The organism is Schleiferilactobacillus perolens DSM 12744 (genome assembly GCF_001435585.1).
In the GTDB taxonomy this organism is placed as follows: domain Bacteria; phylum Bacillota; class Bacilli; order Lactobacillales; family Lactobacillaceae; genus Schleiferilactobacillus; species Schleiferilactobacillus perolens.
Genome location: NZ_AZEC01000004.1, coordinates 55,898 through 82,776 on the forward strand (window position 1 = coordinate 55,898; position 26,879 = coordinate 82,776).

General features: G+C 48.6%; 33 protein-coding genes and 1 pseudogene. 20 read left to right on the forward strand and 14 right to left on the reverse strand.

Annotation, left to right across the window (positions count from 1 at the left end):
- Positions 1-12: 12 nt before the first annotated feature.
- Entirely contained in the window at positions 13-384 is a 372-nt protein-coding gene (locus FD09_RS05515) for a cupredoxin domain-containing protein (RefSeq protein WP_057819180.1), read from the reverse strand.
- Between the two features lie 250 nt (positions 385-634).
- Here FD09_RS05515 and FD09_RS05520 point away from each other — a divergent pair, with 250 nt between their 5' ends.
- From FD09_RS05520 to FD09_RS05535, 4 genes and pseudogenes are all read left to right on the forward strand, one after another.
- Entirely contained in the window at positions 635-1,258 is a 624-nt protein-coding gene (locus tag FD09_RS05520) for a helix-turn-helix domain-containing protein (protein WP_057819182.1), read from the forward strand.
- Positions 1,259-1,322: 64 nt separating this feature from the next.
- Positions 1,323-2,465 (forward strand): annotated as a pseudogene (locus FD09_RS05525) (alpha-L-fucosidase).
- A gap of 114 nt (positions 2,466-2,579) precedes the next feature.
- On the forward strand, positions 2,580-3,149 hold the full coding sequence (locus FD09_RS05530; RefSeq protein ID WP_083487577.1) for a DapH/DapD/GlmU-related protein: 570 nt from the start codon (positions 2,580-2,582) through the stop codon (positions 3,147-3,149).
- Positions 3,150-3,182: 33 nt separating this feature from the next.
- A complete protein-coding gene (locus FD09_RS05535) occupies positions 3,183-3,434 on the forward strand; it encodes a hypothetical protein (protein ID WP_057819184.1) in 252 nt (83 codons plus the stop codon).
- Between the two features lie 122 nt (positions 3,435-3,556).
- Here the strand turns inward: FD09_RS05535 and FD09_RS05540 are convergent, their stop codons facing one another.
- Entirely contained in the window at positions 3,557-3,856 is a 300-nt protein-coding gene (locus FD09_RS05540) for a bacteriocin immunity protein (RefSeq protein WP_057819186.1), read from the reverse strand.
- 4 nt (positions 3,857-3,860) lie between these two features.
- Positions 3,861-4,853 (reverse strand): zinc-binding dehydrogenase, encoded by a 993-nt coding sequence (locus FD09_RS05545; protein ID WP_057819188.1) that lies wholly within the window; start codon positions 4,851-4,853, stop codon positions 3,861-3,863.
- 102 nt (positions 4,854-4,955) lie between these two features.
- On the opposite strand from FD09_RS05545, the gene FD09_RS05550 reads away from it, so the two are divergent.
- From FD09_RS05550 to FD09_RS05560, 3 genes are all read left to right on the forward strand, one after another.
- Positions 4,956-5,693 (forward strand): SDR family oxidoreductase, encoded by a 738-nt coding sequence (locus FD09_RS05550; protein WP_057819190.1) that lies wholly within the window; start codon positions 4,956-4,958, stop codon positions 5,691-5,693.
- Positions 5,694-5,709: 16 nt separating this feature from the next.
- Complete coding sequence (locus FD09_RS05555) at positions 5,710-6,552, forward strand: aldo/keto reductase (RefSeq protein ID WP_057819193.1); 843 nt, start codon at positions 5,710-5,712, stop codon at positions 6,550-6,552.
- A gap of 82 nt (positions 6,553-6,634) precedes the next feature.
- Positions 6,635-7,216: an RNA 2'-phosphotransferase gene (locus FD09_RS05560; RefSeq protein ID WP_057819195.1), complete on the forward strand. Its 582-nt coding sequence runs from the start codon at positions 6,635-6,637 to the stop codon at positions 7,214-7,216.
- On the opposite strand, the gene FD09_RS05565 is transcribed toward FD09_RS05560, so the two are convergent.
- Both FD09_RS05565 and FD09_RS05570 read right to left on the reverse strand, forming a co-directional pair.
- Positions 7,170-8,936 carry an MFS transporter gene (locus FD09_RS05565; protein ID WP_057819197.1) on the reverse strand — a complete coding sequence of 589 codons (1,767 nt, stop codon included), beginning with the start codon at positions 8,934-8,936 and terminating at the stop codon, positions 7,170-7,172. The two genes, FD09_RS05560 and FD09_RS05565, sit on opposite strands and share 47 nt — an antisense overlap.
- Positions 8,937-8,999: 63 nt before the next feature.
- Positions 9,000-9,470, reverse strand: a complete 471-nt coding sequence (locus FD09_RS05570; RefSeq protein ID WP_057819199.1) for a MarR family winged helix-turn-helix transcriptional regulator — start codon at positions 9,468-9,470, stop codon at positions 9,000-9,002.
- A gap of 174 nt (positions 9,471-9,644) precedes the next feature.
- Here FD09_RS05570 and FD09_RS05575 point away from each other — a divergent pair, with 174 nt between their 5' ends.
- The gene (locus FD09_RS05575; RefSeq protein WP_057819201.1) at positions 9,645-10,055 is read left to right on the forward strand and encodes a DUF805 domain-containing protein; all 411 of its coding nucleotides are present in this window, start codon (positions 9,645-9,647) and stop codon (positions 10,053-10,055) included.
- A 99-nt stretch (positions 10,056-10,154) separates the two neighbouring features.
- Positions 10,155-10,586, forward strand: a complete 432-nt coding sequence (locus FD09_RS05580; RefSeq protein WP_235812217.1) for a DUF805 domain-containing protein — start codon at positions 10,155-10,157, stop codon at positions 10,584-10,586.
- Positions 10,587-10,673: 87 nt separating this feature from the next.
- On the opposite strand, the gene FD09_RS05585 is transcribed toward FD09_RS05580, so the two are convergent.
- Together FD09_RS05585 and FD09_RS05590 are read right to left on the reverse strand one after the other, a co-directional pair.
- A complete protein-coding gene (locus tag FD09_RS05585; RefSeq protein WP_057819205.1) occupies positions 10,674-11,258 on the reverse strand; it encodes an NAD(P)H-dependent oxidoreductase in 585 nt (194 codons plus the stop codon).
- Between the two features lie 15 nt (positions 11,259-11,273).
- Entirely contained in the window at positions 11,274-11,837 is a 564-nt protein-coding gene (locus FD09_RS05590) for a TetR/AcrR family transcriptional regulator (RefSeq protein ID WP_057819207.1), read from the reverse strand.
- 174 nt (positions 11,838-12,011) lie between these two features.
- Between FD09_RS05590 and FD09_RS05595 the strand changes: the two genes are divergently transcribed.
- The 4 genes from FD09_RS05595 (at position 12,012) to rpsI (ending at position 15,611) form a co-directional block, all read left to right on the forward strand.
- Positions 12,012-13,445 (forward strand): MFS transporter, encoded by a 1,434-nt coding sequence (locus FD09_RS05595; RefSeq protein ID WP_057819209.1) that lies wholly within the window; start codon positions 12,012-12,014, stop codon positions 13,443-13,445.
- 158 nt (positions 13,446-13,603) lie between these two features.
- Positions 13,604-14,605 (forward strand): TPM domain-containing protein, encoded by a 1,002-nt coding sequence (locus FD09_RS05600; RefSeq protein ID WP_157053695.1) that lies wholly within the window; start codon positions 13,604-13,606, stop codon positions 14,603-14,605.
- 152 nt (positions 14,606-14,757) lie between these two features.
- On the forward strand, positions 14,758-15,201 hold the full coding sequence (gene rplM / locus FD09_RS05605; RefSeq protein WP_057819213.1) for a 50S ribosomal protein L13: 444 nt from the start codon (positions 14,758-14,760) through the stop codon (positions 15,199-15,201).
- A 14-nt stretch (positions 15,202-15,215) separates the two neighbouring features.
- On the forward strand, positions 15,216-15,611 hold the full coding sequence (rpsI, locus tag FD09_RS05610; protein ID WP_057819215.1) for a 30S ribosomal protein S9: 396 nt from the start codon (positions 15,216-15,218) through the stop codon (positions 15,609-15,611).
- Positions 15,612-15,709: 98 nt separating this feature from the next.
- On the opposite strand, the gene FD09_RS05615 is transcribed toward rpsI, so the two are convergent.
- The gene (locus FD09_RS05615) at positions 15,710-16,339 is read right to left on the reverse strand and encodes an NAD(P)H-binding protein (RefSeq protein WP_057819217.1); all 630 of its coding nucleotides are present in this window, start codon (positions 16,337-16,339) and stop codon (positions 15,710-15,712) included.
- Positions 16,340-16,540: 201 nt separating this feature from the next.
- On the opposite strand from FD09_RS05615, the gene FD09_RS05620 reads away from it, so the two are divergent.
- A complete protein-coding gene (locus tag FD09_RS05620; protein WP_057819219.1) occupies positions 16,541-17,191 on the forward strand; it encodes an NAD(P)H-binding protein in 651 nt (216 codons plus the stop codon).
- A gap of 189 nt (positions 17,192-17,380) precedes the next feature.
- Positions 17,381-18,022: a flavodoxin gene (locus FD09_RS05625; RefSeq protein WP_057819221.1), complete on the forward strand. Its 642-nt coding sequence runs from the start codon at positions 17,381-17,383 to the stop codon at positions 18,020-18,022.
- Between the two features lie 34 nt (positions 18,023-18,056).
- On the opposite strand, the gene FD09_RS05630 is transcribed toward FD09_RS05625, so the two are convergent.
- Entirely contained in the window at positions 18,057-18,638 is a 582-nt protein-coding gene (locus tag FD09_RS05630; protein ID WP_057819223.1) for a TMEM175 family protein, read from the reverse strand.
- Positions 18,639-18,809: 171 nt separating this feature from the next.
- Between FD09_RS05630 and FD09_RS05635 the strand changes: the two genes are divergently transcribed.
- Genes FD09_RS05635 through FD09_RS05645 form a run of 3 tightly spaced genes read left to right on the forward strand, consistent with a single transcriptional unit; the run spans position 18,810 to position 20,804 of the window.
- Positions 18,810-19,847 (forward strand): zinc-dependent alcohol dehydrogenase family protein, encoded by a 1,038-nt coding sequence (locus FD09_RS05635; RefSeq protein ID WP_057819225.1) that lies wholly within the window; start codon positions 18,810-18,812, stop codon positions 19,845-19,847.
- Positions 19,848-19,880: 33 nt separating this feature from the next.
- Entirely contained in the window at positions 19,881-20,309 is a 429-nt protein-coding gene (locus FD09_RS05640) for a MerR family transcriptional regulator (protein ID WP_057819227.1), read from the forward strand.
- Between the two features lie 6 nt (positions 20,310-20,315).
- Entirely contained in the window at positions 20,316-20,804 is a 489-nt protein-coding gene (locus FD09_RS05645) for a hypothetical protein (RefSeq protein WP_057819228.1), read from the forward strand.
- 41 nt (positions 20,805-20,845) lie between these two features.
- Here the strand turns inward: FD09_RS05645 and FD09_RS05650 are convergent, their stop codons facing one another.
- On the reverse strand, positions 20,846-21,439 hold the full coding sequence (locus FD09_RS05650; protein WP_057819230.1) for a TMEM175 family protein: 594 nt from the start codon (positions 21,437-21,439) through the stop codon (positions 20,846-20,848).
- A 160-nt stretch (positions 21,440-21,599) separates the two neighbouring features.
- Between FD09_RS05650 and FD09_RS05655 the strand changes: the two genes are divergently transcribed.
- Complete coding sequence (locus tag FD09_RS05655; protein ID WP_235812218.1) at positions 21,600-22,031, forward strand: hydrophobic protein; 432 nt, start codon at positions 21,600-21,602, stop codon at positions 22,029-22,031.
- A gap of 219 nt (positions 22,032-22,250) precedes the next feature.
- The gene (locus FD09_RS05660; protein ID WP_420806840.1) at positions 22,251-23,606 is read left to right on the forward strand and encodes a threonine/serine exporter family protein; all 1,356 of its coding nucleotides are present in this window, start codon (positions 22,251-22,253) and stop codon (positions 23,604-23,606) included.
- A 153-nt stretch (positions 23,607-23,759) separates the two neighbouring features.
- Here the strand turns inward: FD09_RS05660 and relB are convergent, their stop codons facing one another.
- From relB to FD09_RS05680, 4 genes are all read right to left on the reverse strand, one after another.
- The gene (relB, locus tag FD09_RS05665) at positions 23,760-23,987 is read right to left on the reverse strand and encodes a type II toxin-antitoxin system RelB family antitoxin (protein ID WP_057819234.1); all 228 of its coding nucleotides are present in this window, start codon (positions 23,985-23,987) and stop codon (positions 23,760-23,762) included.
- Positions 23,988-24,131: 144 nt separating this feature from the next.
- Positions 24,132-25,589: an amino acid permease gene (locus FD09_RS05670; RefSeq protein WP_057819236.1), complete on the reverse strand. Its 1,458-nt coding sequence runs from the start codon at positions 25,587-25,589 to the stop codon at positions 24,132-24,134.
- A 209-nt stretch (positions 25,590-25,798) separates the two neighbouring features.
- Positions 25,799-26,263, reverse strand: a complete 465-nt coding sequence (locus tag FD09_RS05675; RefSeq protein ID WP_235812219.1) for a GNAT family N-acetyltransferase — start codon at positions 26,261-26,263, stop codon at positions 25,799-25,801.
- A 5-nt stretch (positions 26,264-26,268) separates the two neighbouring features.
- Positions 26,269-26,754 carry a flavodoxin gene (locus FD09_RS05680; protein ID WP_057819240.1) on the reverse strand — a complete coding sequence of 162 codons (486 nt, stop codon included), beginning with the start codon at positions 26,752-26,754 and terminating at the stop codon, positions 26,269-26,271.
- Positions 26,755-26,879 lie beyond the last annotated feature (125 nt).

Here is a 26,879-nt window from a genome sequence, read left to right on the forward strand (position 1 = left end):
GATTGCCTCCAATTATTTAATGATCAATTTTCCATGAAACATATTCATTCCGCAGGCAAATTCGTACTCGCCCGGTTTAGTCGTGTCGATATCGATCGTGTGGGCTTGATCCTGGGGTAAAAAGTCGTTGATCCCCATATCCGGGAACACCACGTGATCCAGACAGGTGGATGGGTCTTTACGCAGGAAAGTGAGTTTGGCGGGTAAGCCCTGTTTGAGAACCACCGTTTCTGGCGCATAGCCGCCGCTCACCAAGACCTGGGCATCTTGCCCCGTCTTTTCGATTTTCGCGGCGACGGCGGCAGTCTCATGATGGCCGAAGAACCACCACCCGATGAATCCAATGAGTGCTACAGCAGTAAGTAATACAGTAAGTTTGATCATGACGGCCTCCTATGTTTACATCTGTAAACTAACTAAAATTATCATATCTCTGAAGTTTACAGTTGTCAACAACTATTTAAAATTAGGTGGGACGAGGCGATAGTTGAAGCGCTATCAACATTTTGAGATAATCTGGATAAAGGCGATCATATCAAGGGAGCAACGATTCGTTTCCCCCATGGCAACGGGGCGTGTCTCCTTATTGTGGTGGCACATTGTTATCATCATTTTGAGAGGGGGCGTAGAGTTAATGATTGAATTTGGTGCGACATTGAAAAAGATTCGATTACAAAAGGGATTCTCCCAACAGTATGTGGCAGATCAATTGAACCTGACGCGGCAGACAATTTCCAAATGGGAAAACGGTCGTGGTTATCCAGACTTTGAAAATCTAATTTTGCTGAGTGAACTGTATGGCGTATCCATTGACAAGTTAGTCAATCGTCAAACTCTAAATCTAGACCCCGTCAAGGTGTTAAAGATGAACAAAAAGAGAGAAAAGGCGATGTGGCTGACCAAGCGCGCGAAGGTGTTCGTCATGGCCATTGTGGTGGTGTTGTTTGTCCTGGGTGGGAAATCAATCTACGATGACCGTCAGATGCGATTGTCAGATGCAGAGGTTAATCGTTATTTTGTATCGATCACCAATGTTAAGAAAATTCGTTACGAAAAGAGTAAGGACGGTCGATTGACCGAGCTGACGGCCATTGTGCTGAAAAACGATGAGGTGTTACATTATCCGACACTGTCAGAATTGAAAAAAAGAAAATTGGTAATTCCCAATAAACCAACTGATTCCAATCTGGTTACCGAGCCCGAGAATGTCCAAACAATTTTTAAATCGCTTTTGACGAAAAATGCCCAACGCAAATGATTGACTTCCCCACCGAATCCGGTTACAAAGGAGGTAGTATCCGATTCGGAGGAGGTTAATCAACATGGCTAAACAGGAGCAACCAATGATCAATATTCACCGCCAGAATCCGCCGGCATGGTTTAAGCAGGCTGATTTTGGCATTTTTATTCACTGGGGGGTGTACAGTGTCCCCGCATATGCGCCAGTGGAAAGCGAAGACTTTGATACGATTAAGAAACACCATAGTATTCGGTACATGTATAAACACACGCCTTATGCGGAATGGTACGCCAATGGTCTGCGTATTCCGGGCAGTTCGGTATGGCAGTACCACCATGAACATTACGGCGACCACACCCCATACAGCAGTTTTGCCAAGAGTTTCCAGCAGACAGCCCAACATGTGGATGTCGAGAAGTGGGCAGATATGTTTGCCAAGGCTGGTGCGAAGTATGTGGTGGTCGTGACCAAACACCACGATGGGTTCGTGATGTACGACACCGATGTGGCCAACCCGCAGGTCGATGACTACCATCTCAATTTTGACTTTGTCGGCGAACTAGCTCAAGCAGTGCGTAAACGCGGTCTGCGGTTTGGCGTCTACTACTCCTCTCTGCTGGATTGGACATTCACACCGAAGCCCATTCGGACGGCGGCGGATATGATGTTAGGAAACGATTAGAGTCAGACTTACTTGGATTATGCTTGGGATCAGTGGCACGAACTAATCAATCGATATCATCCTGATATTTTGTGGAGTGATATTGGCTATCCTGTTGATCCCCGCCTGCCGCAGTTATTCAAGGACTTCTACCAGGCTGTGCCAGAGGGCATGGTGAATGATCGGTGGGGGAGTTATCCCAATTGGCTGCGGCATTCCTTTAACAAACCGTTATTCAATTTAGGCGCAAAGATTGTGACTGGCCGTTCGAATAAGGGTAAGGACACACCGCCGCTGTATTATGATTATCGAACGCTAGAATACACGGCCGACTGGCACGGTACGGACTATTTCGAAACAACCCGCGGGATGGACAAGTCCTTTGGCTATAATCAATACAGCCGTCCGCAGGATTACATCACCGCAGATGAAGTGCGCCAGATTGTGGCGAAAGTCCGGCCACAAAAGGGGCGGTTATTGCTTAATGTGGGACCGGAGAAAGATGGCAGTATTCCACCCTATCAAGAGAAGATTTTACGGGACTTGGCTGCGCAGCAACCGTAATATACCGATCACTATGTTTACCCGCTATGACTAAGTATCCAATATAGGCATTCGACATGCATACGCCACCCCAATACAATGGGATGAGATGGAAAGAACGAAAGGAGTGTATTGATGGCCGACGATGTACTCACAAGAGCACTGAAAGGTGAACCAATCCAATTCGACGATCCCGGATTCCAAGCAGTAGATGATTTGGTTGCCCGCAATAGCCGTATTCTGGCTGAACTCAACACGAATTACCATCAGCACGATGATGTGATTGCGCTATTGAGCAAGATGCTCCAAACGCGGGTGTCGCTCACCAACAATTTGTTGCCGCCGTTACAGACGGATTTTGGCGGGCACATTTTCCTCGGCGAAGACATCTTCATCAACCGCAATTGTATGTTCGTTGATTTGGGTGGGATTTATATCGGCGATCGGGTACTGCTCGGTCCCGGGGTGACGATCCTGACAGTCAACCATGAAGAGAATCCAGCAACGCGGCGTAATCTCCATTGCCAAGCAGTGCACATTGAAGCCGGCGCCTGGTTGGGCGCGAATGTGACTGTGCTGTCCGGAGTGACCATCGGCAAGAACGCCATCGTGGGCGCCGGGTCACTGGTGACCAAAGACGTCCCGGCGGAAACAGTGGTCATTGGTTCCCCAGCTCGGGAGGTACGCAAGATCAAAACTGAGTAGTCAGTGAATGTGAAACAGACAGGGGGGAGAACCATGTATGTGGTGAAAAAGTTCCTGCATTCCGACAAAACCATCAATATTGTGGGATTGGTGCTCATCGGTGTATGTATTTTTGCGGCGGTGAGATTTCGGTATTGGACATCCACTTTCACGGTGGATGATGGCATGAGCGGGAGTTACCTTTACGCCCAGATGTTGCTCCGGGCGGTTGCTTACTTGATGGTGTGGGTGATTGTTCTGATATTTGGTGTGCGTCTTTCCTTTTATAGCAGCGAGAAAAAATAACCAAGTCTTATCAGAAAAGATAGCAAGGGCCCAGCAAGACGATGTCGTTTTGCTGGGCCTAATTTTATTGATGAGTGGAAGAAGTCAATTATAAGCGATCGCATTGGGTAAAAATCCGGCCCTTAATAATACCGGTTCCGCCAATCATAGCCCAGCACATAACCGTAACCATTACTGGTCATCAGCCGACCCAAAGCAGCGAGATCATCTTCGAACTGTTGGGGATAAGCCGGTCGTTTTCCTAAACTTTCTTGATAAATTGTATTGGTTAATCGGGCAATGATGACTTGTGGTGCATTCTTGTCTAGGTCTTTATAAGCTTGCAGAAGAAAACCGCGGATTTTTGGAAATTCAGGACCGAGAATGGTGTACATATCTGAAAATAGGGTTTGAGTTTGCTCAGTAATGGAAGGCTTGGACATTGAATCACTTCTCCTTCTTAGGATGTGGTGCAAGGTTAGGCAATACCACTACTTTACCAAAACCTCGGCTGCTGGCCAAAAATTCATGGGCTTCCCGGGTTTCAGCTAGCGGGAAAGTTTTAACGGGGGAGACATCAATTCTGTGCGCCTCAATGAACGTGATGATCTCCTGAAGCCCCGCAGCGGAGACATGGTCACCTGAAGAGAAGCCGGTGAGGTACCGATTATTTGGAATATCACTGATGGGGTCGAAGTCTTGCAAGTACCACACGCCGCCGAGCTCGCCGGTGACGTTGACGATGCCGAATTCGGTCAGGTGCTGCAACGAATCCCGGGTTGATGCCGGGCCAATCAGATCAATGATCTTATCGAAAGGCCGGATATCGGCGGGCAGCTTCAGTGCATCCGGTGTGACGAGGATTTGATCCATGCCGACTGCGGCCAGCAATGGTTTCTTTTTCGCTGATCGGGTCGTACCAACGATGTCCGTATGCCGGTTCAGCGCTTGGATCAGCTTGAATACGGCAACACCGACGCCGCTGGTAGCGGCCCGAATCAAGATGCGGTCGTGCGCTTTGACCTGCAAACTGCGGACAATCCCCCACGCAGTGTAGTAAGTTTCAGGCACGGCCGCTAAGTCGGCCCAAGAGAGGTCGGTGGTGACCGGACAGATCTGATCATTGGGCAGCAGTACATACTCGGCATAGCCGCCATCGAAGGCCCGACCCATTTCGCCCATGATGGAAATGACTTTCTGGCCCCGCCGAAATTTGTCTGGGGCGGAAGTTTCGTCAATCGTTCCGACTGCCTCAATACCCAGAATTCGGGGAAACTTCACGCTGGGTGATTCGCCTTCACGGGTGAATATCTCGGAATGGTTAATGCCGAAGCCGCGCACTTTGACCCGCGTCCAACCAGGTTTGACCGAAGGAGTAGGAACATCGACGTATTCTAATACTTCAGGACCGCCGGGATGGGACACAACAATTGCTTTCATGATGGCAGCATCTCCTTTTTCGATCATTTTAACATTAACGCTTGCCTTGAAGTGCACTCCAAGGTATACGATGTATTCAGGTTAGCGAAAGGAGTTCTGCATATGGGTAAAGTGATCGTAATCACGGGTGCTTCCAGCGGCATTGGGGAAGCTACCGCTAAATTATTGGCGAAACAGGGGAATCCAGTGGTGCTGGCTGCTCGGCGGGAGCAGCGGCTGCAAGAAATTGTGAAGGATATCGAGGCTGCAGGCGGGCAGGCTGCTTACCAAGCGACCGATGTCACTGATCGCAAACAAGTGCAGGCACTGGCGGATTTTACCATCCGCAAGTTCGGCAAAATTGATGTTTGGATGAACAACGCCGGCTTGATGCCGCAATCCACCTTTGATCAATTGAAGGTCGACGAATGGGACCGGATGGTGGATGTCAACATTAAGGGCGTGCTTTACGGTATTGCCGCTGCGTTACCAGTGATGCGTAAACAACAGAGTGGGCAGTTTATCAACTTGTCGTCTGTGGCCGGCCATGTTGTTCATGCCGGCAGCGGCGTCTATGCGGGCACGAAGTTCGCGGTCCGGGCCATCAGTGATGGGCTGCGCCAAGAAGAGGCCGCAGCGGGCAGCCATATTCGGGTGACAGTGATTTCTCCTGGCGCCGTGGCGACTGAATTGCCGAATACGATCACTGATCCGGCAACGAAGAAGAATGTGGACGCGTTCTACGCGGAAGATGCGATCGCTGCCGATCGGATTGCTGAAGCCGTGGCTTATGCGATTGCGGCTCCGGAGGATACATCAATTAACGAGATTTTAATTCGACCAACTAAACAAATTGTTTAAAAGGAGTGCGCATCATATGGATACAGTTAAATTGAATAATGGCGTAGAGATGCCCATCGCCGGGTTCGGCGTGTTCCAGATTCAAGATCAAGACCAGGCAGAACAGGCAGTCGTGGATGCGATTCATGCCGGCTATCGCTTAATCGATACCGCTCAGGCTTATGGTAATGAAGAAGCTGTGGGCAAGGGTATCAAGCGGTCTGGTGTCCCCCGGGACCAATTATTTATCACCACGAAGGTTTGGATTACTGATGTAGGTTACGAAAAGACCCAAAAGGCCATTGACACATCCTTGCAGAAGCTGGGCCTGGACTATCTCGACTTATACTTAATTCACCAGCCTTATAATGATGTTTACGGGGCGTGGCGCGCCATGCAGGAAGCGGAGCAGGCCGGTAAGATTCGGGCCATCGGAGTATCGAACTTCGAACCCGATCGCTTAATGGATCTGTCTGCCTTCAGTGGTGTCACTCCCACAGTCAACCAGATTGAAATTAATCCGTGGCAGCAGCAGAAGGAAGCCTTGGCTTTCATGGCGAAGGAAAATATCCAGCCAGAAGCCTGGGCACCATTTGCGGAGGGCAAGCATGATATTTTCCATAATCCGCTTCTCGAAGCAATTGGGAAGAAGTATGGCAAGTCCGTCGGTCAAGTGATCCTGCGCTGGGTGGTCCAACAACACATTGTGGCCTTAGCCAAGAGTGTTCATGCCGAACGGATGGCTGAGAACATCGATATCTTCGACTTTCAACTGAGTGATGATGATATGGCCCAGATCAGCCAATTGGATCGCCACGAGAGTCAGTTCTTTGACCACCGGGATCCGGAACAGATTAAGCGGTTGGCTACTTTACACTAATTTAAGATGAAAATGGCGGCGCCTCGTGGGTGCCGCCATTTTTGCAGGTGCTAGAATACTGGATACAAGGAGGAACATGCGCATGGATAAAAGATTGGTCAAAATCAGCAAACGCCTCTCACTTGCGTTACGGCACCAGCCTGATCGACTCGGCATCCAGCTCGACGCGTATGGCCGAGTCAATTTGCCCACGCTGCTGGCGCAGTACAATGCTCATTATCAAACACCAATTGACGAGAAGACGATTCGCACGATCATGGCCCAAAGCGGCAAGCAGCGTTTTGCCATTGAAAATAAAAAAATTTGGGCACGCTATGGGCATAGTGTGCCGGTGAAATTATTACAACCCCCGGCTGTTCCCCCGGTATTCCTGTACCATGGTACGTCGCACCAGTCGGCAGTGATGATTGAAACAGAGGGGCTGCGAAAAATGGACCGGGATTTCGTTCATCTTTCGACCACTGTGCCCATGGCTGTCAGCGTTGGCCAGCGGCATGATCCACATCCGGTGATATTCCAAGTGGCGGCACAACAAGCCGCTAAAGAGGGGTTCTTGTTTTATCCCACTGAAAGCCAAGTCTGGCTGGTGGACCAAGTTCCGGCACGCTATTTAACAGTTATGCATGTTGCTGGCGATCGGTCCAGAAGGCCACAGGACACATGAGAACGAGAACTAGCAACGCAATCCAAAACGTGTTGGCAAAGGCGGATGTGAGCCGCTGGTGCTCATCAGTTGTGATGTGCAGTTGAGTCTCTTGTAATGTTTGTTGTTGTGCAGTTAAGCGAATACTTTTTGCGAGGGCATCCTGTTTGGCCAGTAATTGCTGACTATCCGATTGCAGAGTACGAGCGTCAGAGACCGATCCATTGACTGCCAAGCGGGTTGTCTCTTGGAGAAGTTTTTGGTTACCAGCAGTGAGTTGGTCACTGGCGTTCGCTAAGACGCGTAGGTGAGATGCTTTTGCTGGCAAGGGTACATTTACTGATTCTCGCGCAGCCACCAGGACTGCGGTGTGGGCAGCCTTGCTGTTATGGTTGATCAGGTGAATCATGGCTGTTTGGACTGAAGGAGATAGTTGACTCGTCTGAACAGTTTGATAGGCATTTTGCCGAATGACTTTTGTGGCTGAGTTAACGTTGTTATTCAAAATACCAACGAGTAATGCAATTCCCAAACACGTCCCCAACTGGCGGGCGGCGTTGACCATACCAGAGGCGATCCCTGCCTTCTCCACTGGAATATATTGTACGGCAGAAACCAAGGACAGATTCGTTAGTCCGAAACCGAAACCGAGTACCGCCATGGCAAAGGCCATTGCAAAATTGGTCATTGTGTATGTGATTTGAGTGAGGAGTAATCCGCCCACGGCCATCAGAGCCGCACCAATCATGTTTACCCAGCGATAATTCAGTTGATGTGCTAGTCGACTCCCCAGGGGTAGCGCAATAATCACCATCAAGGAACTGAACATGATGATGTATCCTGCATGGAGCGGAGTGAAACCACGAATGTTTTCAAGATAGAAATTGAAAATGACGCTATAAATCACAACAGCAAATCCACAGGTGAAGTACATGACGGTGGAGGAGAGAAAAGTGCTGTCGCGGAAAAGATGGAATTCCATGAGGGGGTCCTGTTTTCGTAAATCAATACTGATGAATACCCCCAAAGCAATGATTGCAGCCGCAATCATAGTCAGAATGGGCACAGAGGTCCAGCCGTAGTCGTACCCTTTGAGGAGCACGAAGGTTGTGAGAAATAACCCCGTGGTGAGCAGAATAATTCCGAGATAACCGATCTGTTTAGAAATAGTGGTATCGTAGGACTCGCGAAAGCATAAGGCAGTGAGAAACAAAGCGAGCAGTACGATGGGAATGTTGACGAAAAAAATGGCGTGCCAAGACCACCAATGAATTAGTAGACCCCCAATAGGCGGACCAGCCGCCGCCGCAGCTGCCCCAGCAGCGCCAATAATGGCGACCACTTGGTTGGCCTGTCGACGACCGAAGCGGTCAACTGCTAACGGGATAACCACAGGCAAAATGATTGCACCGCTCAGTCCTTGGAGCGCCCGCATTGCGATCAATATCGCAATTGAGCCAGCCGTTGCGCAAAACAGGGAACCTAAACAGAACAGAGTCAGTCCAAAAAGTGTCACTTTCTTACGCCCAAGCTGGTCTGCTACCTTAGCTGCGGGAATCATGAACACCGAGATAACGAGCACATAAATCGTACTGATCCAGTTACTGGTGACCAAGGTGGTCGAAAAATCCTTAGTGATGGTTGGTAAAGCAATGTTGGTGATTGTGGAGTCTAGAGTCACAATGAACATCATGAGACACAGGGCAATCAGACCACCTATTCTTTTTGAAGCATTAGTCATGATGAGATCTTCTTTCCTGTTTCGATGAAAAACTGTTTCATATAGAAACCGATTGGCAAAAAATTATTTTTGCCGTTCAGCCAATTCTTTTTTAAAGTAAGCTTCTGTCTCGTTGGCAATGGTGCCGAGATAGGGCAAGAGTTCAGGCGGGACCTTTGCAAAAATAGCAATTAATTGCTGGTCCAAATAAGCATCGTAATCCGCATGGTGTTGCCGAGCCACTTCGCCCTTGGTGGTGAGCCGAACAGCTAACTGATTTTCTGAGTTGGCCGCAAACGCTTTTGCCGCCATTCCTTTTTTTACCAATTTCTGCACGGTCTTTGTCGCGGTGCTTTTGGACACATCCAAATATTGTGCAAGCTCTTTGAGACTGCTGTCTGGGTGATTTCCGATGGCAGTGATTGCCCGGATTTCCGGTGGGTACAAGTCCACATCAGTACCATACTTAGCTGAGGTTTGGTCGAGCGCATTATACAGCCGGGTAATATGTTCAAAAGGTTTGACAATCTTTTGTTCAACTTCATTTTGATCCATGGGTGACGGCCTCTTTCAATTAGTTTCCATATGAAACAGATTCAGTATGCAACCAATGAATCATGTTGTCAACAAGAATTTAATTAGACGTTTCTGAAATGTAAATGCTAAAATGAAAACTTACCGTTTGGTAGTTTTCTGACTGCCAATATCGATTAAGGGGGATTTTGTTCTATGCAATCTATTTCGGAGTTTTTTACGAAGATGTTTGTCTTCAACGCCAGCGCCACCCGTAAGCAATATTGGCTGCCATATTTTGGCATCATTGCGTTAACCGTATTAGTCGCCTGGGCGACTGGTGCCTCAGAGTTTGTCTATAATGCGGGCATCCATGGGGCGTTCAAATTAGGATTACGGTTAGGCAATAATGGGCGTGCGTTAACCTTTTTGATGTACTACATCGTTGTCCGGATCGCTAACTTCACATTGCGCGCGCGGCGTCTGCATGATACGAATCGCAGTAATTGGTGGATCTTCATCGATATGGTGCCGGTGATTGGTCAGATTTGGCTGTTTATATTGACGGTGCTGCCCAGCAATCCGATGATTAATCGGTGGCCGGTGAACCAAACGGATGCCGAATGAGTACATATAAGCAGCATCGGCTTTTGAAAGTGATTTTGGCGGCACAAGACAGTATTTCAGCAAATGGAGAATCACCGTGCTAAAATTAATTTAAGACGGTTGGCAGAGAATCGAAATACCGTTAACGGATTGAAAGGAATGGAATATATGCAGTCAATCAAGGAATATTTCACGAAGATGTTCGTCTTCAGTGCCAGTGCGACTCGGAAGCAGTTTTGGATTCCGTATTTTGCAGTCATTGTGATCACGGTGGCGTTGGCATACGCCACAGGCAGCACAGAATATTTGCGGACAGGTAAATTCAACCTTCTTCTGACTGGACAATCAATGATTTTTGGCATTTACCTAATCGTTGCTTGGATCGCCAACTTCACGATTCGAGCACGGCGGTTACATGATACCAACCGCAGCAACTGGTGGATTTTTATCGTCCTGGTGCCGCTGATCGGTGGCGTTTGGTTGTTGATCTTGTTCCTGCTTCCAAGCAAGGCAGACACCCGCTGGCCGAAGAACCAATCAGAAGTGCAATAATAACCGGCAATAACAAAACGGGGCATTGGCCATCTGGGGTCAGTGTCCCTTTTTTTTGAAAGAAAATGGCAACGTGCAAATTGATCATTAGAAGGACATTTGGCTCACTTTTGCCAGGTATCCTTCTCTTTTTTCTGCTGTGGAATTGGTAATGCCGCCGTAGTTGGACCACTTCACATGGCGAATCCCTAACTGTTTCAACGTCGTCTGGATAAAGACTTTTTTGATGGCATTGCCGCATGCCCAGCGTAAGTAGAATGTAGGTGAAGTGGAGGTGGTGAGCACGTATCCTTTGCGAATATTGGTGAGTGTACCTTGAACCCCCGTTTTTGTGACCACATGGGTCAGTTCTGGCCCTTCTTTCATCACCTTATCGATGAACTCCTTCAACATTCCCGGCAAGTCATTCCACCAAATGGGGGTGATTACAATCAACGCATCTGCCGTCTTCAACTGTGTCAAGTATTGGCGGACCAGCGGATCATGAGTTTGACCGCGATGAAAAAGGCGTAGTTCCTCCGCGTCATAGGCCGGGTTGAACCCATCCTGGTAAAGATCGATCACATCATAAGAATCGCCCTGTTGGGTTAGTTTGGTGACTACTTTTTCCAAAACGGCATGGTTAAAGCTGTGAATATACGGGTGGTCGTACACGATAAGAAATTTGGTCATACTTTAAGCTTCCTTTCAATGGGCAAGCATTTCTTCAAGTGTCTTGGTTAATAACGCGCGGTCGTATGTGGCGGCACCATTTTTAATCAGAAGCGCATAGCCGAGAATAAATGCCCAAACCTGGGTAAAAAACTGCTGGGCGGGAATTGTACTTTGGGCTTCGGCCAAGGTGGCGGTGATGAGGTGTTTCGTTAATGTGAGCAGTGGAAAATCGGCAGCATCTGCATTTTCTGAATATTGTGCCACGGCCTGGGGATTGAAAAAGAGAAAGTCGATTACATGGGGCTGGGCGGCGCTTGCTTGGAGCAGCTGTTCGCCGAGAATCAGCAACTTTTCTTTGGCACTTTGATATGCGGCAAGCTGGGTGGTCATCTGCGCCGCCCATTGGTTGGACAAGGTCACTGTGAGTGCGCGGAAAAGCGCATCTTTGCTGGCAAAATGTTTATAGAACGCGCCAGTAGTTAATCCCACTTGGCGGGCCAGTTGACGCAGCGATACCGCATCGCTGCCGTGTGCTTTGATCGTTTCCAAAGCAGTCGCAATAATACGTGCTTCTGTATCGTTTGTTTTCCCTGCCAAAAAACCATCTCCTTTAATTGACGCCCATAGGATAACATCGTTATCCTATGGGCGTCAATATATTTTTATATAGTAATTAGGTTAGAATCATTCCCGTAAGCTGAGCCGTATTCCGCATAATAGTGGCTATTAATGGTATATTCAAAGCAGTGAGCGTGGGGAGATGAAGACAAGATGTCCGAAAAAAACGAGCAAAAAACACAGGCGGCACCGCCCAATATGACCACCGGCGGCGAGCGCCTCAGCTACTGGTCTTATTTCGTCGGCCAAAGCATGTCCTACACCATGCTGGGCGGTTTTTTAACCACTTATATGATGATGATCGGCATTGATTTGACGAAAATTGCTACAGCGATGGTGCTTGTCAAAATGTGGGATGCGGTGAATGACACGATCTTTGGGGTGATTTTTGACCGTGTGAAATTCAAGAGCGGCAATAAGAGCTTACCTTGGATTCGGATGACGCTGGTATTGATTCCGCTGACGACCGTCTTTATTTACCAAATTCCGGGTACGCTCAGTCAGACGGCGAAAATTGTGTGGTTCGTCGTCGGCTACATTTTGTGGGATACTGCCTACACCTTGAGTGATATTCCGATTTATAACCTGGTCACCATGATGACGAATAATCTGATTGAACGGAACAGTATTTTGGCCATCGCCCGAGTCTTTGCCCTGGGTGGGGCCTTTGTGACCTCCATGGCGGCCACGGTTTTGGTTAGTGAAAAGGTGGGGTTCAGCTTTGCCCAAACGGCGCTGTTGATTTCGTTAATTGTGGTGTTGACGATGATTCCGGTGGCAATTAAGGGTAAGGAACGGATTAAGGTCAAACCCACCGAGGAGAAGTACAATTTCGGCAAAATGATCCACTATTTGCGCAGTAACAAATACCTGCTGCTTTTCTATGCCGGTTATATTATTTCCGGTATTCTGATGACCCAGACTGCCATTGATCTGTTTGTTTCCTACTATCTATTTGGCAGCGCATTGTTCAGTACCTTGATGCTCGTGCTGTCGTCCGCGCCGATGATTATCATTTCTCCGTTGATCAATCGAATTTTGAAGCATGTGGATAAGTTCCGACTGTTCTACTGGGCCAATGTGGCCTTTGTGATCACGGGCTTCGTGGTTTATCTGGTGGGATACAAAAACGTCTTCCTATACATTGGTTTGGTTGTGCTGCGCTCAATCCCGTATGGCCTGATTTACACGATCAATCTCACCTTTACACCGGATACCGTGGAGTATGGTCAATTTAAGACAGGCGTGGATGCCCGCGGCGTGGCTTTTGCCATCCAGTCCTTTGCAGCAAAGTTCACCTCCCTGGCCCAACCGGTGGGACTTTTTATCCTCAGTCTGTTTGGCTGGGTCACCATTGATGCCAGCAGCTTTGCCCAATTACAGAGTATGCACATTGCGCAATCCGCCATGGCCCTCAATGGCCTGTGGATCACCGCCACGCTGATTCCGGTGATTGGCACAGCATTGGCGCTGATCCCGTATCATTTCTATAAATTGAACGATCGGGATGTGCAAGTGATGGCGAAATTCAATGCGGGGGAGATCACCCGGCCACAAGCGGAAGCGGCCTTGTCGCGAAAATATTGAAAACGGTAATGATTATCGACATTGCTTGACGGGTGTTTAATGGTGCGCTATTCTGCAACAAAACGCTTTTTCAATGGGGACTGGAGATTGGGATAATCGTGCCATGTCAAAGAAAACGCAGTGACCATCAGCGAACATTACTCTTGGCCGTTCTCAGCATGTTGGTGCTGGTCACGGCTCTTTTTGTTTTGCGGACACCAGCCGCGGCGGCTGAAACGTTACCTGAGAAACCGGCGGATTATGTTTACGATGGTGAAGGGGTATTAACAGCGACCACGATTGATCACGTCCGGCAAGTTAATCAGATTTATGCCGGAACTCGGAATGCACCGGTGATTGCCCTGGTGACGATGAAACAGCAGGGCGCCGATATTAACCAACTGGCTTCCGATCTTTTTCAAAAGTGGGGGATCGGGCAAAAGACCAGTGATAATGGGGTGCTCATCATCAGCAATCTATCCAATGGGACGCGCAACACTCGCATTGAAGTCGGGTATGGCTTGGAGGCGGTACTCACGGATGCGCAGTCAGGGGATATCTTAGAGGACAATCGGGCATTGTTAAAGTCGAAAGTGCCTGCGGAAGTCGATGAGGGTTTAAGCAATGTGTTCACCAGCGTCAATGCGATCGTGAGCCGAACAGCCACGAGCAAGAATTATGCGGCTGCTCAAAGAACACCGACCACCACGCAAACCAACCAGAATTCATGGGGCTATGCGGATTATCTTTTCGTGGCATTATGTATTGTGCCAGCGATTTTTGGATTACTGCGGAAATTTGTTAAGAACACCCAGAAACAACAAGTGGCCGCAATTTTTGACCCGGAGCATGATTCACACAATGCAAAATCCAGTCGCGTGGGTTGGACCCTGGCCCGTTTTCGAATGACGGATCAAGTCCATTATGTGATTTCTTGGCTCATCGTCGGTGTGACCATCATCGTCCTCATTTTCTTTCGTTCTAACCGCTGGTTGGAAATTGGCTGTTTGGTGGTGTTTGTCGGCTTCTTTTTCAGTGACGGCAATGGTTCTGGCGGCTCAGGCGGTTTCGGCGGATTTGGTGGTTTTGGCGGCGGCTCAGGCGGAGGTTCCGGCGGCGGCAGTGATGGCGGCAGTCCGACTGGCGGCGGCTCCTCTGGCGGGGGCGGCGCGTCGATCTAGGCGAGTGATCTATCTGTCAAGACGTTGGCGAAACTTATCGTTGACTTCAACGGGTTCAACCGGTATGATTAGTAACGGTATTGTTTGCCCCACTATAAGCCCCGGAAACTTAATTGGTGTCAAACAGCACTGGAAAATTGGAGGAACACATTTTGCGTACAACTTATCTGGCTAAGCCAACTGAAATCGAACGTAAATGGTACGTGCTTGATGCAGCTGATATTGCATTAGGTCGCGTATCAACCGCTGCTGCAACAATTCTGCGCGGCAAGAATAAACCACAATTCACTCCGAATGTGGATACGGGTGATAATGTGATTATTATCAACGCCGCCCAAGTCAAGTTGACCGGCCGCAAGGCTTCCCGGAAACTTTATCAAAATCACAGCAACCATCCAGGTGGCTTACGGACGCGGACTGCCGGAGAAATCCGGGACAAGCATCCGGAAGAATTGGTCGAAATGTCGATCAAGGGAATGTTGCCTAAGAACTCCTTAGGTCATAATCAATTCCTGAAGCTGCATGTCTATGCTGGTGCAGACCACAAGCATGCCGCTCAAAAACCTGAAGTGCTCGATATTAATAAGTTGATTTAAGGGAGGAATAACTAGTGGCACAAACTGCAGCATACACCGGCACTGGCCGGCGAAAAGATTCTGTTGCCCGTGTTCGCTTGGTACCTGGTACCGGCAAGATCACGGTCAATGGCCGACCGGTTGAAGATTACATTCAATCAGCACTTTTGATTCTCGACTTGAAACAACCATTTGGCGTCACCGAAACTGCCGACACTTACGATACATTCGTTAATGTTGACGGCGGCGGTTACTCCGGCCAAGCCGGCGCAATCCGTCACGGCATCGCCCGTGCGTTGCTTGAAGTAGACCCCGATTTCCGTGGTCCCTTGAAGAAGGCTGGGTTATTGACCCGTGACCCTCGGATGAAGGAACGGAAGAAGCCTGGTCTGAAGAAGGCTCGTAAGGCTTCACAATTCTCCAAGCGTTAATCTTCGGTTAACATATTGGACAATGAACTCTCTGGCAAATGCTGGGGAGTTTTTTTGTACGCAAAAAAAGCCCCACTGAAGCGGGGCCAAGTTGGCAATCAGTATGGTCGGTCACCATCCGTACCGGGCTTATCAATACCGAGACTGCTGTATTGATGCAGCTTAGGGTCTTGGATTGTTTTGACGATCAAATCGGCAATACTTTTTCGAGAAATCGTTGTACCTTTGAAAGGTGTTCCTTTCTCTGTGAGTTCATAATCGATCTCATCGTCATTGGTCATGTACGCCGCCCGAATGATCGTGTCGTTAATCGCTGAATCTTCGATAATTTTCGCTGCTCGGCGTGTATCATCCATGACTGGCGTGCCGATGGATTCTTCTACCCAGCGACCGAATTCACCGGGCACTTCGTGATATAAACCCAGACCGGTCACATAAATCAATCGGTTGACATGGGTAGCCGTCATGGCCTTGACGATATTTTTCGCCATGGGTTCAAATTTCCCACCCAAGTTGGCATAGACCAAATCTTGGTCACGCATAGCTTCCAACACTCGGGGATAGTCGTTCACATCGCCATTAATCACTGTCTCTCGATTTGGATCGGTTGATCCTAACCGATTCGGATGGCGTAAATATAACGTTAAATGGTCGGTTGTTTCTTTCAGCAGTTTTTCGCGGACTATGCGGGCAATTTGTCCGTTTGCCCCTAGAATCAAAATATTCAATTTTTCGTCCTCCTTGTTTCTGACTCTTAGTCTAGAAGTTTGAGGGACACATTACTAATACTGATTATTAATATGGATTGATGATTACAGCTTATGGGAATTCTTTTGAAATTTGTCTTGCCTTGAAGTGCAGACCAAGGTTTATAGTGAGTCTTGATGTTAAGTCAATGTGTGTTGAAGCACAACAATGGAGGGAAAGCAATGAATTTACTTATTTTAGCAGCAAATGGACAGATTGCACGGATCGTTGAATCACGTATTTTGAAAGAAAAACAGTTTGCCGACGTTAAATTAACCCTGGGGTTGCGTAAAGCCAAACGGTTAAGCAACTTGCAAGATAATCCGCGCGTGACGTTGATGGAAACAGACCTGAACGATGCCGCAGAGGTCAATCGGGCAATGGCTGGACAAGACATGGTGTTCACCGCTGTCGTGGATCATGATCCGCAAAACACGATGACTAAGAATGTGATTGCAGCAGCCAAGGCCAACGGCACCAAACGGATCATCTCGACGAGTTTGCTGGGCATCTATGATGAAGTGCCTGGTGAGTTTGGTCGGTGGAATCATCAAATGGTTGATCGTGGTTTGTCGGCTGCGATTAATGCCGACAAGTTGTTAGCCCAATCGGGTATCACATACACGACGCTCCGCTTACCTTGGCTCAATGACCGTAACGAGGTTAAATACGCGATCACCACCCGCAACGAACCTTACAACGGTGTTTCTGGTTCTCGTCAGAGTATCGCCGATGTGGTGCTGCGAATTGTGGCTGATCCCACATTTGCGGCCAACGATAGTATTGGTATCGCTGATCCAGCGACTCAAGGACAGGATCGGCCCGTGTATTAAAAAATAGCTTTCGCGACAATCCTGCACTGGTTCTGCTTGTGAGAAAAAGGGTTTTGCCTAATACGGCAAAGTCCTTTTTTATTTCGTGAATCTTTGGAACTCATCAAAAATATTTTCAAAATAATGCTTGCCATGGAGTTCAGACCAAGGTTTATGATCTATATATTCAAGCATACAGAGGTGAGAAAAATGAAAAATAGAATTAGCGCAATTGTTGTTCTGGTTATTGTCGTGGTCCTGGCGGCAATTGGTATTTATACCAGAAATCAGACAACGAATCACAACGCTGCGACCTCATCGTCGTCAATTAAAACAAGCGGTTCGGTAGCAAAGAAGAAGGAGACAGCGAAAACTAAGGCTCCAGAGCCCACATTGATCGTCTACTATTCCAACTCTGGTACCACCCAGGGCGCCGCAGAAAATATTCAAAAGAAGACTGGAGCGGACATTGTCGAGATGCAAATTACGCCAGCGTACCCGAGTGATTATAGTACGCTGACCCAAGTCGCTAAGAAGCAGATCAATGATAATGCCCGGCCAAAGATCACGAATCTGCCTGACCTGACAAAGTATCGGACAATTCTATTGGGTTTTCCAACTTGGTATCATCGTCCCCCGATGTTTATCAATACATTCTTTGAACAAGCCAACGTGAAGGGAAAGACAATTATTCCATTTACGACGTCGGCGAGCAGTCCGATGAGTGAAAGTACACCGTTCTTAGAGAAAATGGCTCAGGGTACCGGGGCCGCTTTGAAAGAAGGATTCCGGGCGAACGATGATCAGGCGACTACCCGATATTTGGAGCAGGCCGGCTTGTTAAAGAATTAAGCGAAGTCAATAAAAGTTATGGCCGACATAGCAGTCAGAGCTGGCCGTGTCTGATAGGATGCTCGGAAAAGTTGAAGAGCAGTAACAAACTCGCAATGACAATAGCAAAAACCATCGCCGGCGGGTAAACCACTAGCGCAATCAGTAGGCCAATCATTTTGGTAGCAAGATCTAAGATCACTGTTCGGTCAGACGTGGTATACAGCAAACCAAAATTTGCCCTTGGGTTCAGCTTGCGCAAATTGAGTGAAAGTGCCACGTTAATCAGCGAAATCAAGATTATGATGGCACCATAAAAGACCTGCGCAGTCGTATTATTAAAGTTTTCCGACACAATGCTGGTGGTGTATGGAAATAGTGATGAAAAGAATAGCAACACCAGTGTGAGCAGAGTGGTAGTCATGTCGATTTTTTTAACGAGAAGCCAGTTGTTGTGATGTGACACCCACATTAAGCCTAACCAGAAGAAAGAAAGCGCGTAGGCAAAGAAATTTGCCCGCAACGCCCAAAGCCCGGCCCAGTTAATGGTGTCGGGCTTTTTCAATTCCAATACCAGGATTGCCATAATGATTGCCAAGACGGCGTCTTCAAACGCAGCCAATCGTTCTTTACCCATTGTTTTAGCCCCTTTTGTTCTAATTATACACGGCCATGTAGTGAGATGAATGGTATCGGTCATCCGATGATTTGAAGAAAGTAGTGAATAAAGCTTGCGTTGGAGTGCAGACCAAGGTTTATCATTCAAAGTGAAGTGGATATCAAGTATAAGAATATGGAGGACACAGAAATGAAAGTGGCAGTATTTATTAAACCAGGCGAAGTCAAAGCAGAAGAACGCAGCAAACCGACGATTCAAAAACCCACAGATGCTATTATTAAGATTGTCCGGGCCAGTGTGTGCGGCTCTGATCTGTGGTGGTTCCGGGGCATTTCTCATCGGGATGCCAATACCACTGTGGGTCATGAGGCAATTGGGATTGTGGAAGAAGTGGGTGCAGATGTGAAGAACGTCAAGCCCGGTGATTTCGTCATTGCGCCATTCACCCATGGGTGTGGCCACTGTGCGGCCTGTCTGGCGGGATTCGATGGGGACTGCTTGAACCAAGAAGCGGGTGGCAATGGCGGCTATCAGGGCGAATACTTACGGTTCACCAATGCCAATTGGGCGCTGGTCAATATCCCCGGTCAGCCCAGTGATTATTCTGACGAAATGTTGGACTCTCTGGTGACTTTAGCCGATGTCATGGCAACTGGGTATCATGCCGCCGCCAGTGCTGAAGTGAAGCCCGGTGACACCGTTGTCGTGATGGGTGATGGGGCAGTCGGTCTATGTGGGGTCATTGCCGCTAAACTGCGTGGCGCTAAGCGAATTATCGCCATGAGCCGGCACGCAGATCGGCAAGCATTGGCCAAGGAGTTTGGCGCCACCGACATTGTCCCGGAACGCGGCGATGAAGCTGTGCAGAAGGTCATGGCATTGACTGGCGCAGGCGCTGATGCGGTCTTGGAATGTGTCGGCACGGAACAGTCCGTGGATACAGCTGTCAAAGTGGGTCGTCCAGGGGCAGTCGTTGGTCGGGTTGGTGTACCGCAGAAGGCGGAAATGAATACCAATCACTTGTTCTGGAAAAATATCGGTTTGCGCGGCGGAATCGCCTCTGTGACGACGTATGATAAGCAGATTCTGTTGAAGGCTGTCTTAGATGGTACAATTCACCCAGGCAAAGTCTTTACCAAGAAATTTGATTTAGACCATATTCAAGATGCCTATGATGCCATGGATCAGCGCCAAGCGATTAAATCCTTGCTGGTCGTCAGTCAATAAGCAGTCGGTTCACAATAAAGGAGTAGTGGTGGCATGACAATTGATGAAGTGAGTAAAAAGTTCAACTTGACTAAAGATACATTGCGTTACTGGGAACGGATTGGTCTTTTACCGGATATTCCCCGGAACGACAGCGGTTATCGGGATTATGATCAGCACGCGGTCAACTGGGTGTATTACATCATGGTGCTGCGCAAAGCGGGGATGGCCATTGAATCGCTGACGGAGTTTGTAAAATTGCTGCGGGAGGGTGATCAAACAGCTGATGCCCGGAAAGCATTGTTTATCAAACAACGCGATGACCTCGTGGAACAACGGGCGAATATTGACAAAACGATTCGCTACCTCAACTTTAAGATCGATCACTTTGAAGATCACATGTTGAGCTATGAGAATGAGAAGTTAGCCTATGAAGGCGAGTTTGATGATTCGCCGGCCCAAACGACGCAGAAATCGAAATGATGACCTGTGCAAAAAATACTATTTCTGGACCTGAGTACCACCCGCTGCCCGCATGTCCGCCAATTAGCTGACCGGGTTTTGGCGGGCAGCCAATATGCCACTGTTCGACCAATCACTGATGGGGCGGCGATGCTGTCCAAGCAGGCCGGTCAACGCACAGAAATTCGTGAATTGGTCGACGACGCCCATGTCGTGGTGGTCGGTGCATCCCCTGATTTGGCCAGTCATACCCAAGTGACGCAAGTGCTGACGACTCAGGCACCGCGCCATTCCTTTCCCCGGAAGAAGCTCATCTTGATTGTGGATGCAGACGCGGCGATGGAGCGCGTGATCTCAGTGTGGTGCCACGCGGCGGTGCACCTCGATATGGATTTTGAAGCCGTGGTGCGAGATGAAGAATCCGCGTCTCGCACCGCCTATTATCTGCATACTGGGCGGGCCAATCCACCGCAGATGAATATTGTTTTTCGCTTGCGGCATGGCACCCATCGATAAAAAATAGACCTCCTGATGAAAAATCAGGGGGTCTGTTTCCGTTATCCGGCAATTTTGTCACTGTCCGGGGTGGTATGAATGGCCATATAGATCAATTCCAGCGAGGTCACAAGCAAACAGCTGGGCGGATAAAAATAGATTAAGATGCCCACCACAACAGTTTGGGTCAACAGCCGCCAACTCTGCATAAAACGAAATATTGGCATCCGCCGAATCCGGGCGGCTTTCTCCCCGTTCGTGGCGTCTAAGTCAGTGGCCAGGGCCATACTGAGGTACAGGTAAGTCTTGCTCCACAGAAAGAAGACCAGTAAGTAGAAATATTCTGGTGCGCGGGCTTGCAGATAACGGCCCGCCCATGCTGTTGCCACGGGCAATAGGGACATCGCAAACAACCATGCAATATTCAGCCAATAGACGCGTTTTGAAATGCGATCCGCCAAAGAAAACATGTAGTGGTGGTTGTACCAAGCCACGGCGATAAATAAAAAGCTGACGCCGAAAGCGAAGAGATAGGGACCCTCATGGAGAATAGCCGTCCATTGCGGCGACTCTGGTGTTTTGAATTCTAAGACCATAATGGTCATGATGATGGCGACGACGGCATCGGTAAAAGCTTCCACACGTGCTTTGTTCACTAGGTACATTCCCTTCAAAAACTCTTTTGACTTCAGTATAAACCGTTGAATACGAATTCATCGAAAATTTCGTCCTGTAACCTATTGAAGGCTGATCCAGATGGCAGTATGATGCGCTAATTGATATGGCGTGGGGCCACTTTAGAAAAGAAGGGGAAAAATGGGACAAATTGTATTGTTAGCCGTGGCGTTGATATTTTTTACGCGGCATATTTTTCAGTATGAAAAAGTTTCTCGGTTTGAAGTTGTAACGCTTCCAGCATACGCTTTGATTGTTGGCGGTTTATCCATTATTCACCGACCGCCGGCGTTATTGCCGTTGCTAATCACCCTAATCGTGGGAGCACTGATCGGTTGGTTTCAAACCACTGGATTGTCGTTTCACCTGAGCGAGAAACAGGATCAATTCCACCGACCGATTGTGCTGGTGCGCCGCAACTGGCAGTATTTACTGGGCTGGGTGATTATTTTCGCATACGGGATTGGTTTCTTACTTTGGTCCGGTGAGCAGGTCAATGTGTTGACGGAATTGGGCAATGAGTTGCTTAAAGAGCTTTTTGTTTTTGAAAACTTTTCTCAATCCGCGACTTAGAACATTATGCTGCAAACGGCGGTGGCTAGTATTGTCTACTTCCAAATCGCCAAGCAAAAGGAACCGCAGCTAGGCGCAGCGATTGCGTATAAACGTAATGGAGTGAAATAACGATGTTGCGCCGTGCGGATGTTGTTGCTTCGTCAACTTTCTGAAAAATGTGGTACGATATCCCAGTAACTCTATTGACTCAGGACATCAACAGAAAGAGGATTCGTCGTGGACGACAAGAAGCATTACCGTTTGAAGAGCACCTGGAAACTTTCAGAAAGACACCATATGGCCATTCCCTGGGACCAATTAGTCCGGGAAGCCGATTTGCCAGCCATTGACGCCGGGATCGCTGAACGCTCGGCGATTGTCGGACGTATCGGCATTATTTTACTTTCCTGCGGGACCGGAGCCTGGCGGGTGCGGGAAGCCATGAACACCGTCGCCCGGTCGTTGGGACTGACTTGCTCCGCCGACATCGGATTGATTTCGATTGAATACACCTGTTTCAGTCCAACTCATCATTATTCACAAGTGTTATCTCTTTCCAGCAGTGGCGTGAACACCGATAAGTTGGATCGCATGGAACGCTTTGTCCACAATTTTGATAAGAAGTACGCTAATCTGACCTTGGCTGAACTCCATCAAGAATTGGATCGGATTCAGACGCATTCGGGCAATTATTCCGTCCTCGTCGGCGGGTTAGCCGCGGCGTTGGCCTGCAGTGCCTTCGTATTCTTGCTGGGCGGCGGTTTGGTGGAAATGTTTTGTGCCTTCATCGGCGCCGGTATTGGTAACTTGGTACGGGGCGAAATGATCCATAAACAAATGACCATCTTAGCCTGCGTCGGAGTCGGGGTCGCAGCGGCGTGTCTGTCATACGGCATCGTCTTTCAAACACTCGTGGCCTTATTCCATGTGGCCGCCGGGCACGAAGCTGGTTATATTGGGGCGATGTTGTTTGTGATTCCGGGCTTCCCGTTCATTACCAGCATGCTGGATATTTCCAAGCTGGACATGCGCTCTGGGATGGAACGGTTGGCTTTCGCTATCATGATTACGACAGTGGCTTCCCTGGTGGGTTGGCTATTTGCCTTAATGGTGCAATTGCGACCGGGGAATTTCTTGCCTTTATCTTTAGGCCCCGTCGTTTTATGTCTGTTACGGGTGGCGGCCAGCTTCTGCGGTGTCTACGGCTTCTCGATTATGTTCAACAGCCCGCAACGTATGGCAATCACCGCCGGCCTAGTGGGCGCTGTGGCGAATACACTGCGGTTGGAGCTGGTTGATCTCACTGCTGTACCGCCAGCCGCAGCTGCTTTTGTCGGGGCTTTGGTCGCCGGCTTGCTGGCATCAGTGATTAACCGGTATGAAGGTTACCCGCGGATTTCACTCACGGTGCCTTCAATCGTGATCATGGTGCCGGGCCTTTATATTTATCGGGCAGTGTACAACATTGGTTCCAATTCATTGAGTGTCGGCGCAATGTGGTTGACGCGAGCAGCCTTGATTATTATGTTTTTGCCGATGGGACTGTTTTTGGCCCGTCTATTATTGGATAAGAAGTGGCGGCAAAGCGATTAAAAAAATCGTCGGCTTGCGTCCGGCGATTCAAGTCAAGTTATTTGAATAAACGCAACGATACCAGTTTATCTAGATCATTGGATGAGCTGGTTTTTTTCTATAGCGTTTTGTAAACTCACAAGTTTGTTGAATTCTCAAGGCGTATATTATTGCTTACCGGATGTCCAACCGCTTTTTGATTCTTTCGCGAGAAACAGTTTCTCCATGGCTGGCTTTGATGTTAATGACAGCACCGCGGTAGTCTTCTTCATCCTCAATTCGGTCAAGAACAGCCTGACGCATATATTCGGATGCGGAAATACCGTGGCGTGCGGCAAGCACCTTGATTTGGTTGTATTCTTCATCTCTAAAGTGAAGCGTAGTTAATACTGTTTTACTCATATGGCTCACCACCTTTAGTGTTATTAAAGCAGAACAAAGGTTTTAAGAAAAGTATTTGGTCCGCAAAGTGTCTTCACGATTGGTTGGCACAAAAAAAGAAGCCAATCAAAATGCTCAAATTGGCTTCTAGATCAATCAGAATTACTATTTTCCGGTAATATCTTCAGCAATTTCATGGCGCCGAGCAATCAATGGCAACAATAGACCCAAGGCCAGCAAACCGATCGGGGTCACGATGTTCAACCCGAATTGGAACCACCAACCAGCCACACTATGGACAAACGCACCCTTTGGAATCATGCCCAACACACAGGCAAAGGCGGTGAAGAGGAAGCACCACAGCCCCACAATGAAACCGCCGGTCTTATGTTTCATGAACATATACGTGGAGTGGAACTTGTCGAGTTGACGACTAAGCAGCATGTAAGCCAGGAAGACGAACAGATAGCGCATCGGCATGACGATGGCGTTCAAGTTGAGCAGCCAACCGTAGAAGTCGTTCATTCCTTTGATCCCCAAGGCCGGTAAAACAATGATGATGCCTACCAGAATCGCCGTCATCAGATAACCATTGGTGTAAACACCGCGTTTATTTTTCTTAGACAACGCTTTGGGAACAAAGTGCGGATCGGCATCTTCCAGCAGCATCCGCAACGGGGCGTCGATGGACACGGCCAGCGCCGCCATGGAGGCCATGGCGTTGGCGATGGCATAGATCCACATGAAGAGGTTGCCGACATGATAGAAAGCACCCAACCGTTGGAAAGCCATATAGGCCCCATTGGCGTACAGATCAGCCGGCAGATGATGGGCGTCAAAGATCATACCCATGGCGAAGGACCCCAGAACGGCCGAGACCGCCACCATGATTGCTAAGGCAATCATGCCTTTGGGGAATTCCTTAGCGGGATCATGGGTCTTGTTGACGTAGGGCGAAATCTTTTCCGCTCCGCCCACGGCGAAGACCAGCATAGCGATGGTTGTCAGGTAGTTCAAATCAAACTTAGGAATGTAACTGGATAATTGATCCATATGGGCGGTGGCGATGCTGGAACCCGTCATCATAGGCGCGGACACGCCCAAAATGATGAACAGGATCGAAAGGACAAACATCGCGGAACCGGCGATACTGCCCAACCGGTTCAATGTGGTGATCCCCCGGGAAGACATCCAGAGGAAGATGAAGAATAACACTAAACAGAGCAGTTGAACGACCAGTGCATTGGCCGTCTTAACGAAACTGCCGTTGCTTTGGAAGAGCCAAGAAAAGGCGATTAGAATCGTCTGCGGCTTCTGGGAGAGGTAAGGCACATGCACCACCCAATACGTCCAAGCGGCGAAGAATGCCAGTCGTTTGCCGGACAGGTTTTGAATCCACGACGATACACCGCCGCCTTCTGTGGCGAAGGTGGCCCCCAATTGACCAACCATCAATGTATAGGGCACGAAGTACAGGATCATAATCAAAATCCAGGAAACGACAACGGTCAATCCTTGATTGTAGAAATTGTTGACGACGTTCCCTAAGCCCCAAACGGCTACGAACGCCAGCAACGCGATATTATACCAGCGGAGTTGTTTCTGCGAAGTCTCTGTTGCCACGATTTTTCCTTCTTTCTTGCTTGTGAATAACGAGCACAATTAAAAAGACAACACACTATTATAGTGGAACTAGTAGTGTGTTGTCTTGTGAAAAATTTAAGTATTCGCTGGCAGAAAAGGAGCGTTTCGTGGCGCGGATGTGAGAAATGGGCTAGACCAAACAGTCTGAAAAAGCAAATTGGAAAACGATTTTCTCATAAACCGGTCGATTATTCGGCCCGAGTGGTCAAAGGCCGCTCGTAAATACGCAGCTGGTCACCCCAGGGCTGGTAGCCATCACCAATGTAATGGAACTCTTGGCGCTCATAAAAATCAGTTAAATCCGTCGCGGCATACAGATGGTCAAAACCTGCTTGCTGGGCATCTTGGCTCGCGCGATGAATCAGTTGTTGAGCCACACCTTGGCGGCGAAATTCGGGCAAGACAAAAAGCGCACAGAGCCAAGGAAACAGATCCATTCGACTGATAAAATCGTTGGGAATCAAACCGGCCCCGCCGACGATTTGAGCATCCGGTATGAATGCCAGATACCATTGGGGCAATGCCGTATGCGGGTGCACACTATGAGCGAGACAGTCCGCATAGACCGGGTTGCTTTCCGGTGTGCCCCAATGGGCCTGGAAAAAGGTAATCATTGTAGGCAGTAATTCTGGTTGTTCTCGTAAGGAGGTCACACGGATTATTTCTGCCGTACTGTATCCCACCATTTCTGTAATTCGGCAGTGGCCTTATTCGTCTTGTCCACGACCTTGTCCGGCATCCCTAACGAAGCTAGGCTATGGTTGCCCAGCAAACCATCGATTTCCTTGGCATAATTGCTGGGATCCGTGGCGTATGAATAAAATGGCGCGATTGGCACGGTACCAAAATCCATCTCTTCAACTAAGCGCAACAATGGCGTGGACGGGTGACCGTTCCACACAGGGCCGCCCAGCAGTACAATATTCACATCCTTCAAACTCGGTAATTCACCCGCCAGGTCCGGATATTGGTGGCTCTGACGCTGGGCTTCTGCAACGTCGTTCGTTTTGTACATATCATCTGGGAAAGGCTCAACGACCTGGATTGGATACAGTGTGCCGTGCGTGACTTTTTGTAAAATATCGGCCATTTTTTCAGTGGCGCCGGAAAGAGAAAAATACGCAATAAGTGCTCGATTTGCCATAGGGCATCCCTCCATTTACTTCTAGTGTAACGGTTCACGATACAGAAGAACACAATCCCGCTCGCTAATATAAAAAAACGCACCAACGTTAACCAGCGGCTAACTTTGGCACGTTCGATGCGGAT